General features: G+C 59.5%; 13 protein-coding genes. 9 read left to right on the top strand and 4 right to left on the bottom strand.

Annotation, left to right across the window (positions count from 1 at the left end; genetic code table 11):
• Positions 1-1,247 (bottom strand): DcaP family trimeric outer membrane transporter (locus VK725_RS05110; RefSeq protein WP_325316979.1); only part of this gene is annotated, 1,247 nt, incomplete at its 3' end.
• A gap of 268 nt (positions 1,248-1,515) precedes the next feature.
• Between VK725_RS05110 and VK725_RS05105 the strand changes: the two genes are divergently transcribed.
• Positions 1,516-1,644, top strand: a complete 129-nt coding sequence (locus VK725_RS05105) for a hypothetical protein (protein WP_325316978.1) — start codon at positions 1,516-1,518, stop codon at positions 1,642-1,644.
• A gap of 89 nt (positions 1,645-1,733) precedes the next feature.
• Positions 1,734-3,410: an asparagine synthase B gene (asnB, locus tag VK725_RS05100; RefSeq protein ID WP_325316977.1), complete on the top strand. Its 1,677-nt coding sequence runs from the start codon at positions 1,734-1,736 to the stop codon at positions 3,408-3,410.
• Between the two features lie 54 nt (positions 3,411-3,464).
• Here asnB and VK725_RS05095 read toward each other — a convergent pair whose 3' ends face one another.
• Entirely contained in the window at positions 3,465-4,769 is a 1,305-nt protein-coding gene (locus tag VK725_RS05095) for a retropepsin-like aspartic protease (RefSeq protein WP_325316976.1), read from the bottom strand.
• 145 nt (positions 4,770-4,914) lie between these two features.
• Here VK725_RS05095 and prfB point away from each other — a divergent pair.
• From prfB to lysS, 3 genes are all read left to right on the top strand, one after another.
• Positions 4,915-6,040, top strand: a protein-coding gene (gene prfB / locus VK725_RS05090) for a peptide chain release factor 2 (protein WP_325316975.1) whose coding sequence is annotated in 2 segments (ribosomal slippage) — positions 4,915-4,989 and positions 4,991-6,040 — 1,125 coding nt in all. Because the reading frame shifts where the segments join, the coding sequence is not laid out codon by codon here.
• Between the two features lie 38 nt (positions 6,041-6,078).
• The gene (locus tag VK725_RS05085; protein WP_325316974.1) at positions 6,079-6,405 is read left to right on the top strand and encodes a hypothetical protein; all 327 of its coding nucleotides are present in this window, start codon (positions 6,079-6,081) and stop codon (positions 6,403-6,405) included.
• A gap of 109 nt (positions 6,406-6,514) precedes the next feature.
• Positions 6,515-8,035, top strand: coding sequence for a lysine--tRNA ligase (gene lysS / locus VK725_RS05080; protein WP_325316973.1), 1,521 nt, complete (start codon positions 6,515-6,517; stop codon positions 8,033-8,035).
• 72 nt (positions 8,036-8,107) lie between these two features.
• Here the strand turns inward: lysS and VK725_RS05075 are convergent, their stop codons facing one another.
• Positions 8,108-8,794, bottom strand: a complete 687-nt coding sequence (locus VK725_RS05075; protein ID WP_325316972.1) for a DUF2461 domain-containing protein — start codon at positions 8,792-8,794, stop codon at positions 8,108-8,110.
• 18 nt (positions 8,795-8,812) lie between these two features.
• Positions 8,813-10,258 (bottom strand): exodeoxyribonuclease I, encoded by a 1,446-nt coding sequence (gene sbcB / locus VK725_RS05070; RefSeq protein WP_325316971.1) that lies wholly within the window; start codon positions 10,256-10,258, stop codon positions 8,813-8,815.
• A gap of 76 nt (positions 10,259-10,334) precedes the next feature.
• Here sbcB and orn point away from each other — a divergent pair, with 76 nt between their 5' ends.
• From orn to VK725_RS05050, 4 genes are all read left to right on the top strand, one after another.
• Positions 10,335-10,895 (top strand): oligoribonuclease, encoded by a 561-nt coding sequence (orn, locus tag VK725_RS05065; protein ID WP_325316970.1) that lies wholly within the window; start codon positions 10,335-10,337, stop codon positions 10,893-10,895.
• Positions 10,896-10,901: 6 nt separating this feature from the next.
• On the top strand, positions 10,902-11,807 hold the full coding sequence (gene folP / locus VK725_RS05060) for a dihydropteroate synthase (protein WP_325316969.1): 906 nt from the start codon (positions 10,902-10,904) through the stop codon (positions 11,805-11,807).
• Positions 11,808-11,821: 14 nt separating this feature from the next.
• The gene (gene glmM, locus VK725_RS05055; RefSeq protein ID WP_325316968.1) at positions 11,822-13,180 is read left to right on the top strand and encodes a phosphoglucosamine mutase; all 1,359 of its coding nucleotides are present in this window, start codon (positions 11,822-11,824) and stop codon (positions 13,178-13,180) included.
• A gap of 121 nt (positions 13,181-13,301) precedes the next feature.
• Positions 13,302-14,223 (top strand): isopenicillin N synthase family dioxygenase (locus tag VK725_RS05050; RefSeq protein WP_325316967.1); only part of this gene is annotated, 922 nt, incomplete at its 3' end.

Raw genomic sequence — 14,223 nt, 5'->3', positions numbered from 1 at the left:
ACGTCGTTAAGCGTGTGCAGTTTGCCGTCCGGACCGACCAAAGCATCCAGATCCAAGCCGTCGGTATCGGCCATGTAGCGCGCGATACCCTTACCCCAGCCCGCCGCGAACATCAGCAGATCGCTGTAAGGGTCGGAGGGGCCAAGCTTGAACGAACCGCTTAATTGCGCGCCGCCAGCCAATATGCGATCGCTTTGTTCGTAATTGGTGTAGCCAAGCTGACGTAGCACACCTCCTAGTTGCAAATGACCCCATTCATGTTCTGTGCGTAGGGCGAGAATGAGGTCGGGCGCATGCTGCGTAGGATGGACGCCGTCAGCAATGACGTCGGGTGTAACAGGTTGATAAGCACTGATCTGTGACGTGGGATTCTCAGCAGCAATCGTCAGACTGTTGTTTTCGTCAAGGCGGAAGAACTGGTGGATACCGGCCTGACGTGGCGCGATCGCGCCGGGAGGGCCTTCGAAATCCAGCGTGTCGGGTAGTGCGTCCAAATCCGCAAAGGCGGACCAACCAAAACCGGCATACGTATTGCCAAGCTGTCCGTAGGCTTGACGCAAACGGAGCCCATAGTTGCCGGCGCCGCCGCCGAATAGATCGGTTTCGAAATAGAAACGCAGACTTTCGTCGAAGACCGTGGGCCGTCGTACCTCCAAGCTCAAGCGAGTCTGGCGCGCCTGCATAGTGAAATTACCGGCATCGTCGCGCGGTCGGGGCACTGGGATCGTAGACGTGACAAAAGCATCGGGATAGCCGATGGCGCCGGTGTCGTAGATGGTGTCCAGCTTGGCGTAGCCGCCTAAACGGACGATCGTCTGGGTGCCGGGTATTTGCATGAAGCCTTTCAAATCCGGATTGGTCGGAGGTGCCTCATTGTCGACGCGCGATGCAGAATCGGCGTTCTCCGACACGCTTTGCTGCGGTGGCAGGGGCGACGGTTCGCCATCACCCATCTGTATCGCGTTGACTTGCAAGGTGGGCACGGCAGTAGTTGCAGCTGCAACTTGTTGAGCGGACGCCGATGACGGCGTTATCGGAGCACTTGTCGTTGGCGTGGCGGCGGTAGTGGGCTGTTGCGCCGAATTGGCGTGCTCAGACTTCAATTCCTTGACCTCGGCCTGCAATTCCTTGACTGTGGTCTTGAGGTCATCCACTTCCTTTTGCAGCGTCTGCGTGTCCGTCTGCGCATAGGCGGGCGACAACGCGGTCAACATCAGCAAACCACTCAAGCATTTCATCCGTCTCATCGTTCGCTCCCCATGAACGGACAGCCCGGTTAGCGGGCCACTAGACGATGCCTTATGTCGGTTTTGCGAAAGCTTAGATTGTTCCCATCGCGCCCATGGCAAACCGTTGGAACGCTACGGCCCTGGCCGGATATGAACAATTGTCAGGATAAGCGAGCGTGAAAATAGGCCTGTCCGCGCTGCGCTACAAGGGCGTGCATCGAAGTTGATACACCGTGAGCTGGGCAGCAGCTTGCGCAAAGCATCGGCTTGTGGTGAAGTCAAAGCCATGAACGCTTACGTCGCCAGTTTCGACATCGCCATCGCTGCCATCCCGGCCGGTGCAATCGCGGCTGTCAACGGCTTGAATAACAACGCCAATAACAATACCCGTCATTACGGGTGGGCCGGCGTGTAGACGAAAGCAACAACCATACACACGCAAAAGGGCCCGCTAAAAGCGGGCCCTTTTGTTTTTCATGTTTGATCCGCCAAAGGGAATCTGTCATGTGCGCCATATTTGGAATGTTCGATCTACAACCGGGAGATGATCTGGCTGCGTTACGTCTGCAGGCACTGGAACTGTCGCAACGTCAGCGTCATCGCGGACCCGACTGGAGCGGCGTCTTCGGGGATGCGGGCGTGATCCTGGTGCACGAACGCTTGGCCATCGTCGATCCGGCGAGCGGTGCGCAGCCGCTGCGTTCCCGCGACGGGCAATTGGCGCTAGCTGTGAACGGCGAGATTTACAACCACCGCGAGCTGCGCGCAAAAAGCAGCTATGACTTCACGACAGGGTCGGACTGCGAAGTTATCAATGCGCTCTACAAGGAACATGGCGCCGATTTCCTTGGCAGGCTCAATGGCATTTTTTCATTCGCGCTATGGGATGGCGTCGCGCAGCGATATGTCATTGCACGCGATCCGATCGGCGTTTGTCCGTTGTACTGGGGGCACGACTCTCACGGCCGTCTTTGCGTGGCGTCGGAAATGAAGGCGCTTGTCGGCGTATGCACGGATGTCGCACCATTCCCGCCCGGACACGTTTACGACAGTGCAGATGGCAGCCTGCAACGCTATTACAGCCGTCCGTGGCGCGAATACGGGGTAACGAAAGGACACTCCTCGGCTCCGGGTGAATTGCGCGAAGCCTTCGAACAGGCCGTGCATCGTCAGCTCATGACAGACGTCCCGTACGGCGTGTTGCTCTCAGGTGGTTTGGATTCCTCGCTGGTTGCGGCGTGTGCATCGCGTTTCGCACGCGAGCGTGTCGAAGACGACGATCGCAGCGAAGCGTGGTGGCCACGATTGCATTCCTTCGCCATCGGTCTGGAAGGTTCGCCTGATCTGGCGGCGGCAAAGGTTGTCGCAGAGGCACTGGGAACCGTGCATCACGGTTTCATCTACACGTTCTGGGAGGGCCTCGACGCGTTGCCGGAAGTGATCCGCCATATCGAAACCTATGATGTCACCACCATTCGCGCCTCTACGCCGATGTATCTGCTTGCACGTCGTATCAAGGCGATGGGCGTGAAAATGGTGCTGTCGGGTGAAGGTTCCGACGAAATCTTCGGCGGCTATCTCTATTTCCATAAAGCGCCGTCCGCCGAAGCCTTTCACGAGGAAACCATCCGCAAGCTCGACGCGTTGCACAGTTACGACTGCCTGCGCGCCAACAAGTCGATGATGGCGTGGGGTGTGGAGGCGCGCGTGCCGTTCCTGGATCTGGAATTCATGGAGGTCGCCATGCGCATGGACGCTACACACAAGATGGCGGGCAACGGACGTATTGAAAAAGCCGTGCTGCGCGAAGCCTTCGATGGCGCATTGCCCGAATCGATTCTGTGGCGGCAGAAAGAACAATTCAGCGATGGTGTCGGCTACGGCTGGATCGATGGCTTGAAGGCGCATGCCGAGCAGGCCATCAGCGATCGCGAATTTGCCGCGGCCGCCGCGCGCTATCCGTTCAACACGCCAGCGACCAAGGAGGCGTATCTATATCGTCGCATTTTTGAAAAGCACTTCCCGGGAGAAGCCTGCGCAGCCACAGTTCCTGGCGGCAAATCGATTGCCTGTTCGTCACCGGCGGCGCTGGCCTGGGACCCGGCGTTTGCGAAGATGGCCGATCCATCCGGACGCGCCGTGCGCGACGTACACAGTCACGCATTGGAAACGGCGACATGATGTAAATGCCTGCAGCGTGCCCCACATGTTGCAGGCGCTCCACCATCGACAGAGTCAATGCGAATGCTTGTGCAATAGCAGGCATGTATGCCGATTGTCGAAATCGAAGAAGAAATCCATGTCCCGCAGCACGAGATTGCCCAACACATACCCCCACGGCAGTGTGTCGTCTTCGAATACGACAAATGTCATCCTGATCGGCTGATGGCCGATGACGACGGTTTCCGTTGCCAGTCTTGCCCGTGTTTCCTGGGCCTGCGCACTGACATCGCGCATCATCAGATGGCCGGTTATCCCGCTCTTGTATTGGGACAGAACGGCGGCATTGCCACTCAGGTAAGTGCTGCTGCCGGTGTCGAGCATGGCAGGCTGCACATTGCCGTTGATGGCGATGTTGGTGAGTAAACGCAGGAAGTTTCCGTTGTATTGGCTGGAGGCGAACAGCGCATCGCCGCACGGCGGTTTCGTGTCGTTGGCGGCGAAGACGGTCAGTTCGTCTTTGGCGATGCGCAAAGCGCCAAGCCGGCGAAGCAAATCGATGCCGATGATTTTAGGCGCGTGTGGAATGACATAGACCGGCACGTTTTGCATCGCGATGCCGCCGAGTTCGAAGTTATCGAGCCATCCTTCCTGCACCTGAATTTTCTTCGCAAAATAGCCCTGGATGTAACTGGGATTGCTGTCGAGGTAGTGAACATTCCACTTACGCGCTGCTCGCTCGTCCAGCACCAACCACGAGGCGCCGGTATCGAGCGCCAGTAGCATCGACTTACCATTGGCTTGCGCGCGGAGATAGAGCGACGTGCCATCGATCTGCATGGTGAGCGGCAAGGTGACGGTGTGGTCCGGTGGCTGTACCTGAAACTCGGGCAGTGCCGCCCGGTGCACCGCGTTTTCGGCGAGTTTTGTCAAAATCGTCGCGTTGATCTTGCCGCGGTAGCGCTGGGCGATGGACAGCTCCATGTCATCGGCCTGCTTTTCCCGGCCAGACAGGCGTACATCGCCGCTTTGAAAGAGCGCGCAGTAATAGGCTACGTCCGGTTGCGAGTCGAACAACGCCTTTTCGCATTGGCTGGCGTCACGGGTGGCGTTGTCCAGATGGAGGCTCAAGCGTTCCAGCGCCATCGCAGCGAGCACGTGCATGATCGCGTCATTGGGCGTGTTGTACAGGCGATAAAGCTCAAGCGCATCGCCCTTTTCCATCGCTGTTTCCACTCTCTGCCCATAACTCGGGATAGTGGCTCGCGGTGGGCTGGCGGTGCTGGAGGAGGGGGCGACATCGGCACCTGCACCGCTCGCGGATAGGCCAAGGCCGAGCATCAGCCATCCCAAACCTGATGAAAGGCCCCGGTGTTTCACCGCGAAATGCCTCCTTCCCGATCCGATGCTATCCATCGCTAGGGCTGGATCCGGGCAAGGTCGTCTAGGCCTTACTCACCCGGTTTGCTACGATAATCGTTTGTTTCGCGCCTGTCTGGCGCCGCCACATCGGGTTTTACACCACATGATTGAGACCAATCCGATCCTTGCGCAGATTGCGGACCTCAAGGGCCGCATCGAGTCGCTTAGGGGGTATCTTTGACTACGCCACCAAGCGTGAGCGTCTGGAAGAAGTAAGCCGCGAGCTGGAAAGCCCCAACGTCTGGGACGATCCGCCGCGCGCGCAGGAACTGGGCCGCGAACGCGCCCGCCTCGACACCATTGTCAGCGGCATCGACCGCATCATTGGCGGCCTCAACGACGCCGGCGAACTGGTGGAAATGGCCGCCGCCGATGGCGACGAAGCCACAGTGCAGTCGGTAGTCGGCGATGTCACCAAGATCGACGCCGAAGTCGGCAAGCTGGAATTCCAGCGCATGTTCTCCGGCAAGATGGACTCGGCCAACGCTTTCGTCGACATCCAGGCCGGCGCGGGCGGCACCGAAGCGCAGGACTGGGCCGAAATACTGCTACGCATGTACCTGCGCTGGTGCGAATCGCGCGGCTGGAAGGTCGAGCTGATGGAAGCGAGCGCAGGTGAAGTGGCCGGCATCAAATCCGCCACGTTCCGCGTGGAGGGCGACTACGCCTACGGCTGGCTGAAGACCGAAATCGGCGTTCACCGCCTCGTGCGCAAAAGCCCGTTCGACTCCGACAATCGTCGCCACACCAGTTTCACTTCAGTCTTCGTATCGCCTGAAGTCGACGACGATATCGACATCGAGATCAATCCGGCCGATTTGAAGACCGATGTCTATCGCTCGTCCGGCGCCGGTGGCCAGCACGTCAACAAAACCGAGTCCGCCGTGCGTATTACGCATGTACCCAGCGGTGTAGTGGTGGCATGCCAGACCGAGCGCAGCCAGCACGCCAACCGCGACCGTGCCATGAAAATGCTGAAGGCCAAGCTCTACGAGATCGAGATCCAGAAGCGCAACGCCGAGAAAGACGCGCTGGAAGCAACCAAATCCGATATCGGCTGGGGCAGCCAGATCCGCAACTATGTGCTCGACCAGAGCCGCATCAAGGATCTGCGTACCGGTATCGAACGCACCGACACGCAGAAAGTGCTGGACGGCGATCTGGACGAGTTCGTGGAAGCCAGTTTGAAATCCGGCCTGGACGCCGGTGCCCGGCGTTTAGACGCTTAAGTGACGGATGTGCCTGACCACCGCTACGGAGTCATCGCATGAACGACAAGAAGATCTTCGGCATCGTGCTCGTGTGTGGCTTTTGCTTGCTGTTCGGTCACGCGGCGAGTGCCGGATCCGGTACCGTCGGCCAGGACATCAAGCAGGACACGAAGACGGCAGGAAAGGGCATTGGCAACGGTGCCCGCGATGTCGGGCACGGTACGGCGAACGCGGCCCGTGCAGTCGGACATGGGACGGCGAATGCAGCCAGGTCGGTTGGGCATGGCGCCGCGCAAGTCGGTCACGGTATCGCGCATGGCGCGCATGAGGGCTGGAACGCCACCACGCACGCTGTCAAGCAAGTGTTTCATAAAGGCGATTGACGGTTGGTCTTGCTCAGCAAGGGAACCATCAAGCGATGTCAGGACATCAAACCCTCTATAAAGAAGCATTCGACGCCCCGATGGAGTGTCGACATAACACGGACTATCCATGACTGAACCCACCGACACCCCGATCGACGAAAACAAGCTGATCGCCGAGCGCCGCGAAAAACTACGCGCGCTGCGCGAGAGCGGCATTGCGTTTCCGAACGATTTTAAGGTCGATGCATTCGCGGGTGATTTGCAGGCAGAATTTGCCGACAAAGACAGTCACACAGCAGAGGCGATCGAAGCCGCTGCGCGTCATGTGAAAGTCGCTGGCCGCATCATGATCAAGCGGGATCAGGGCAAGGTTGCGTTCGTGCCGATCCAGGATTTCAGCGGTCGTATCCAGCTGTTTATCCATCAAGGCACGGTCGGCGAGGAAACCTACAAAGCCTTCAAGGGCTGGGACGTCGGCGACATCGTCGGTGCCGAGGGCGTGCTGATGCGCACCAAGACCGGTGAGCTGTCGGTCAAGGTCCATAGCGTGCGTCTGCTGACCAAGAGTCTGCGCCCGCTCCCCGACAAGTGGCATGGCCTTGCCGATGTCGAGCAGCGCTATCGCCAACGTTATGTCGATCTGATCGTTACCGAAGGAGCGCGCCGCACGTTCGCGCTGCGCTCGAAGATCATTGGCTATATGCGTCAGTGGCTGGAAGCGGAGCCGCGCCGTTTCATGGAAGTGGAAACCCCGATGATGCATATCATCCCCGGCGGCGCCACGGCACGTCCTTTCATCACGCACCACAACGCGCTGGATATCGATCTTTTTCTGCGCGTGGCGCCGGAGCTTTATCTGAAGCGCCTGGTGGTCGGCGGTTTCGATCGCGTCTACGAAATCAATCGCAACTTCCGCAACGAGGGCGTGTCCACGCGACACAACCCCGAATTCACCATGCTGGAGTTGTATCAGGCGTACGCGACCTATCATGAGATCATGGATCTTACCGAGGCGGTAATTCGCGATACGGCCAAGCAAGTGCTCGGTACGACGCAGTTGGAGTGGGAAGGCGCGACCATCGATGTCGGTCCCGCATTCCGTCGCTGGCGCATGGAAGATGCGGTGCTGGAGCTCAATCCGCAGATCAAGCGCGAAGAGCTGCGCAACCGCGACGCTATGGCCGCTCATGCCAAGCGCGTGGGCGCGCAGGTGAAGGCTAGTTACGGTTGGGGCAAGTTGCTGCTGGAAATCTTCGAGAAGACCGTCGAGCACACGCTGATCCAGCCGACTTTCATCATCGATCATCCGGTGGAAGTGTCGCCGCTCGCGCGTGAGAACGACACGGACAAGGGGATCACCGATCGCTTCGAGCTGTTCGTCAATGGCAAGGAGATCGCCAACGGCTTCTCCGAATTGAACGATCCGGAAGATCAGGCTGCGCGCTTCCAGGCGCAGGTGGATGCGAAGGATTCCGGTGACGACGAAGCGATGCACTTCGATGCCGATTACATTCGTGCGCTGGAAGTGGGCTTGCCGCCGACGGGTGGACTAGGAATCGGTATTGATCGCTTGGTGATGCTGCTGACCAATTCGTCGTCGATTCGAGACGTGTTGTTGTTCCCGTACATGCGCCCTGAGGCCCTATAAAAGAAGCCCGCGAATGCGGGCTTCTTTTTGTAGTCATTCCAGCTTTCGCTGGGATGACGCTTAAGAATGGGGCTAGAAATCGAGCTCTTGCGATGCACACAAATAATCGATCAACGGCGCAATACGCTTGTAGCTAGCGACCATATACGGCAACAACTCCGACGAACAGGCCAGCTTCTCATCGAAGGCTTCGCCCGCGGCAAAGTCCTTGCGCTTCAAATCGTCGATAAGCTCGTGGTCGGCATCGAAACCACGCGGCGGCCGCGTCAACGACTCACCCCAGAACTCAAAGTGATCCTTGAACGCTTTGCTTTGCGTGGCACGCTTCCAAGCCGCCGGGTTATCGGCAAGAAAAGCGCGAATGCGCTTCAGCGGGTCTGCCTCCGGTCGCCACATACCACCACCGATAAAACAATCGCCGGGCTGGAGGTGGATGTAGAACGATGGCGCGGGAATCTCGTGCCGGCGCTCGTGATAAAAGCGCGCGCTCGCCCACGGCTTGTAAGGCTCTTTATCGCCGGAAAACCGTGTATCCCGATAGATGCGAAACAGCGAGCCGCCGTTCTTGCGCGGGTCGGCGCGGTAGTGCGAACTGATCTTCGCCAGCGGCGCCTGCATGTCCGTGATCAATTCAATAAACGGATCGCGCACATCGCGTTCGTAATCCGCTTTGTGAGCTTGAAACCATTCGCGTTTGTTGTTGCGCGCCAAAGCGCCCAGAAAGCGAAACGTGGCGGGTGAAAAATAGGCACGAGGCATCGGGTTCGGTTCCGTGTGTCAGGCGGCAATACCAGCTTCAGCGGCGAGTTGTTCGCCCCAGGCTTGCAGTTGGTCCAGCAAGGCCCATTTATCGCTTCTGGCCGGGTCGTTGCGCAAGGCCGAAACCTGCGCGAAATAATCGGAAAGTGTCAGAGCGGTCAACGGCGTCGGGCGCGTCAGGCGCTGCTGGCGGAATGTTTCCCAGCGCTCGCGTTCTTCTGCGGACAGTGTGTGCGGCCAGTTTCGCGCGCGGTAGCGGAACAGCAGTTCCGCGTAGCGTGGATCGCGGAATGCGAAGGTTTTCTGTCCCAGCTGATCGGGCGGCGTACCGCGTACGTCGCGCAGCAGCCGTTTGTCGGAGTCCGGAAGAAAGCCGCTGTAGAGCGCAAGCTCTGGGTCTTCGGGTGGCGGCAGGTCGGTCGCGCGCTGGAAAACGCTGCGCAGCTTCTCGCCGAGTCCCGTTGCGGTGCGCAGCGCTTCCGCGTTGGCGAGGCAGCGGTCCAGATCCAGCTGAAGCCGCGACATATCGACCCCTTTCAGTGCCGAGAGTGGCGCGAGTGCCGGGGAGCGATTGGCATGAATCGTCTTCAGCGCCATTCGCTCCACACCTTCGGGTAGATCGGCACGCGGTGTGAACATGCGATCGGCAATATCGTCCGCATCCAGAGTGAGCAGATCGGCCGGATCCTGCGAAAGATCGTAAACGATGATTTCACCCGAGCGATTCGGATGTACCGCGAGCGGAATGATCACCGCCAGACAATGCCGGCTCGCCGGATAGCGCGACGACACATGTACGACGGGCGTCATGTTCGTCAGATCGAGCAGTTCGAACACGCGTTGTTTGCGGCGCAGGCTGTAATGCCAATCCCACAACCGTGGCTGGCGCACACGAATCAGCCGCGCCAGATCGATCAAAGCATGCACGTCCGACAAGGCATCGTGCGCGCGCTCCTGTTGCAGGTGATTGGCTCGCGCCAGATGTTCCAGCTTGAAGCTCGGCGCGCCATCGTCGTGCGTGGGCCACGCGATGCCTTCGGGGCGCAGGGCTTCGCACATGCGCACCAGATCGATCAGATCCCAGCGCGAATTGCCGTTCTCCCATTCGCGCGCATAAGGCTCAAAGAAGTTGCGATACAGGAGCTGCCGCGTGAATTCATCGTCGAAGCGCAGCGAGTTATAGCCAACGCCGCACGTCCCAGGCGCGGCCAGTTGTTCGTGCACGCGTGCGGCAAAGTCCGCCTCGATCACGCCATCGTGTTCGGCCTGCTGCGGGGTAATGCCGGTAATCAGGCAGGACTCCGGACTGGGTGGCATCTCGTGCGGCGGCTTGGCGAAAAACATCACCGGCTCGTCCACGACTTCCAGCTCCAGCGTGGTGCGGATGCCGGCAAATTGAATGGCCCGGTCTCGCCGTGAATCCGTGCCGAAGGTTTCGTAGTCGTGCCAGAAAAGGGTCTGCATCGCATAATCATCGCACGGCAGGCCCCGGAGCCTGTCCTCCTGGCAGCCTCTGCTAGACTTCGCGCCGGGAGGGCGCATGAGCCAAGTCAACGAAGATAATCTCGTCTGGATCGACCTCGAAATGACCGGTCTGGATACGGACAACGACTCGATCCTCGAAATAGCCACCATCGTTACCGACAAGGACCTGACCATTCTGGCCGAGGGTCCTGTGTTTGCCATCCGCCACGATGCGGAGCGCCTGGAGACGATGGATACCTGGAACCGCAACCAGCATCGCCGTTCAGGGCTGTGGGATCAGGTGGTCAATTCCGCGGTCGATCATGCCCATGCTGAGCAGGCGACGGTGAATTTCCTCAAGCAGTGGGTCATGTCCGGCAAATCGCCCATGTGCGGCAACTCCATCTGCCAGGACCGCCGCTTCATGCATCGACAGATGCCGCAGCTGGAGCGTTTTTTCCACTACCGCAACCTGGATGTGTCTACGCTCAAGGAGCTGGCGCGTCGCTGGGCGCCGATGATCGGTCGTGGCTTTAACAAGGAATCGGCGCATACGGCGCTTTCGGATATTCGCGATTCCATCGACGAGCTGCGTTACTACCGTCAGTTCATGGGCCAGCTCGGCGGTACGGAGTAAGTGAGCATGTCGACGGATCTGTTTGCCACGGTGCTCGATTGCAATGGCCGCTCCCTGACGCTCGATCGTCCGCGTGTGGTCGGCGTCATCAACGTGACACCCGATTCGTTTTCCGACGGCGGCCAGTTCGCCGACGTGGATGCCGCTGTCTCCCATGGTTTGCGCCTGGCGGAAGAGGGCGCCGATATGCTCGATATCGGCGGCGAATCGACCCGGCCCGGCGCCCACGACGTTTCCATCGATGAAGAACTCAAGCGCGTCATACCGGTGATCGAACAGCTTGCGGCACGTACATCGCTGCCCATCGCAATCGATACCTCCAAGCCGGAAGTGATGCGTGCCGGTGTGGCCGCAGGCGCGGGCATGATTAACGACGTTTATGCCTTGCGCCGCGAAGGCGCCATGGACGCTGTTGCCGAATTGCGCGTGCCGGTTTGCCTGATGCACATGCAAGGTGAACCGCGCAGCATGCAGGACGCGCCGCACTACGACGATGTCGTCGGCGAAGTGCATCGCTTCCTTACCGATCGACTGTTCTCCTGCGAAATATCGGGTATCGATCGACGCAAGGTGATGGTCGATCCGGGCTTCGGCTTCGGCAAAGATATGGAGCACAACCTGGCGCTGCTGCGTCGGCTGGAGCGTTTCGCCGATCTTGGTAGTGGGGTTTACGTCGGCTTGTCCCGTAAATCCATGATCGGCACACTCACTGGCCGCAAGCAACCGGCCGATCGTGCGGCAGGTTCCGTGGCCGCGGCGTTGATCGCCGTTCAGCGGGGCGCGCGCATGGTACGCGTCCATGACGTGGCCGCCACGGTGGATGCGTTGAAGGTGTGGCATGCCGTGCAATCGGGCGACAAGCCCGAACGCCGCGACACCCCCAAAGCGCCACGCTGGCCAGACGACGAATAACAAGTAGGTAAGCCATGACACAGCGTAAATACTTCGGTACCGATGGCATTCGCGGCCGCGTTGGCCAATGGCCCATCAGTGCGGATTTCATGCTGCGTCTGGGGCGCGCGCTTGGCGTGGTGCTTCGTCAACAGAAGAAAACGCCGGGTCATCCGCTGGTGTTGATCGGCAAAGACACGCGCGTCTCCGGCTACATGTTCGAATCCGCACTGGAAGCAGGGTTGGCCGCTGCGGGCGTGGATGTTCGCCTGTTCGGTCCCATGCCCACACCGGCTGTTGCCTACCTCACGCGCAGCTTGCGCGCCGATGCCGGTGTAGTGATCAGTGCGTCGCACAACCCGCATCACGACAACGGCATCAAGTTTTTCTCCGCACATGGCGAGAAACTTTCCGACGAGATCGAACACGCGATCGAGCTGGAAACGGATGCGCAGTTCATCACCGTCGATTCCGACGACCTGGGCAAGGTGGTGCGCGTGACTGACGCTGTCACGCGTTACGCCGAATTCTGCAAATCCACCGTGCCGGAGGATTTCAGTCTGGCCGGCATGAAGATCGCGCTCGATTGTGCGCACGGTGCTACGTATCAGGCAGCTCCCAAGGTCTTTGCAGAATTGGGTGCGCAGTTGTTCGTCATCGGCGACAGGCCCGACGGCTTCAATATCAATCACGATGTCGGCTCCATGCACCCACAGGCGCTGCAACGCGCCGTGCTGGATCATCACGCCGATATCGGCTTTGCGTTCGATGGCGACGGTGATCGTGTGCAGATGGTGGATCGCAGCGGTGTCATTTGCGATGGCGACGACATGCTCTATGTGCTTGCACGCAGCTGGCGTAAGCGCGGCATGCTGAAAGGCCCTGTTGTCGGCACATTGATGAGCAATTTCGGGTTGCAGCAGGCGTTGGCCGAATCCGACATTGATTTCATCCGTGCCAACGTGGGCGATCGTTTCGTACTGCAGAAACTCAAGGAACACGAGGGACTGCTCGGCGGTGAAACATCCGGTCACGTGTTGTGCCTGGACCGCGCGACCACCGGCGACGGTATCGTTGCCGCACTGGCTGTGCTCGAAGCCCTGAAGCTCGAAGGCCAGGATCTTGTGGCAGCGCGTCAGGGGCTGCACAAGATGCCCCAGATCATGATCAACGTCCGCGCCAAAGGCGCGCGTGAAGCGCTCCAAAGCGAGGACGTGAAGAAAGCGCTTGCCGAGACCGAGCAGGCTTTGCATGGCCGGGGCCGTGTCGTTCTGCGTGCCTCCGGTACAGAACCGATGGCTCGGGTAACCGTAGAGGCGGCGGACGAGACTGAAGTGAAACAATTGGCGCAAAAGCTGGCAGACGTCGTAAAATCCGTAGCCGAACGCTCGTGAACCAGCAGGGCCGATAGCCCTGCACGCAGGTATCCAGGTCGCCAAGGAACAGGCCCGACGTGCACCGCCCCTGCGGTGGCGGAACACAAATTGACCGCACGCCAATACCTGTGGAAACGCTATGGACATTGCAACCAAACGAGTTCCGACTCTCGACATCCGCCGATTCGACACTGACCGCGACGCTTTCGTCGCCGAACTGGGCGCTGCCTACCGCGAGTTCGGTTTCTGCTGCATCAGCGGTCACGCTATCAACGCCGAGTTGATCGATGGCGCGTACGACGCCTTCGAGCGTTTTTTCGCGCTACCTGCCGAAACCAAGATGAAGTACCACATGCCCGGTACCGGTGGTGCGCGGGGCTACACGCCCTTCAAGATCGAAACGGCCAAAGACAGCCGCTATCCGGATCTGAAAGAGTTCTGGCATATCGGCCGCGAAATCGATCGCGATTCCCAGTTTGCCGACGTGATGCCGCCGAACATCTGGCCGGCGGAAGTACCCGGCTTTCACGAATACGGCTACGAACTGTTCGAGGCGCTCGATTATCTCGGCAGCCGCGTGCTGCGCGCATTGGCGTTGCATATCGGCCTGCCGGAAGCGTACTTCGAGGACAAGATCAACGAAGGCAATTCCATCCTTCGTCCGATTCACTATCCGCCGATTACCGAAGCAAACATTCCGAACGTACGTGCGGGCGCGCATGAAGACATCAACTTCATCACGCTGCTGGTCGGTGCGAGTGCGGAAGGTCTGGAAGTGCTCACGCGCGAAGGCAACTGGCTGCCGATCACCACCGAGGGCGATGCCATCGTGGTCAACATCGGCGACATGCTGCAGCGCCTGAGCAACCACGTGTATCCGTCCACCACCCATCGCGTGGTCAATCCGCAGAACGCCAACGCGCGCAAGCCGCGTTATTCGGTGCCGTACTTCCTGCATCCCAATCCCGACGTGATGCTCGACCCATTGCCGCAGTGCATTACCGAAGACAATCCGCGCCGCTACGACACCCCGATCAGCTCGCACGATTACCTCATGCAGC

Source organism: Dyella sp. (genome assembly GCF_035486915.1).
Classification (GTDB): Bacteria; Pseudomonadota; Gammaproteobacteria; order Xanthomonadales; family Rhodanobacteraceae; genus Dyella_B.
The sequence above is the reverse complement of the archived record's forward strand: the minus strand, read 5'-3'. Positions and strand labels throughout refer to the sequence as shown.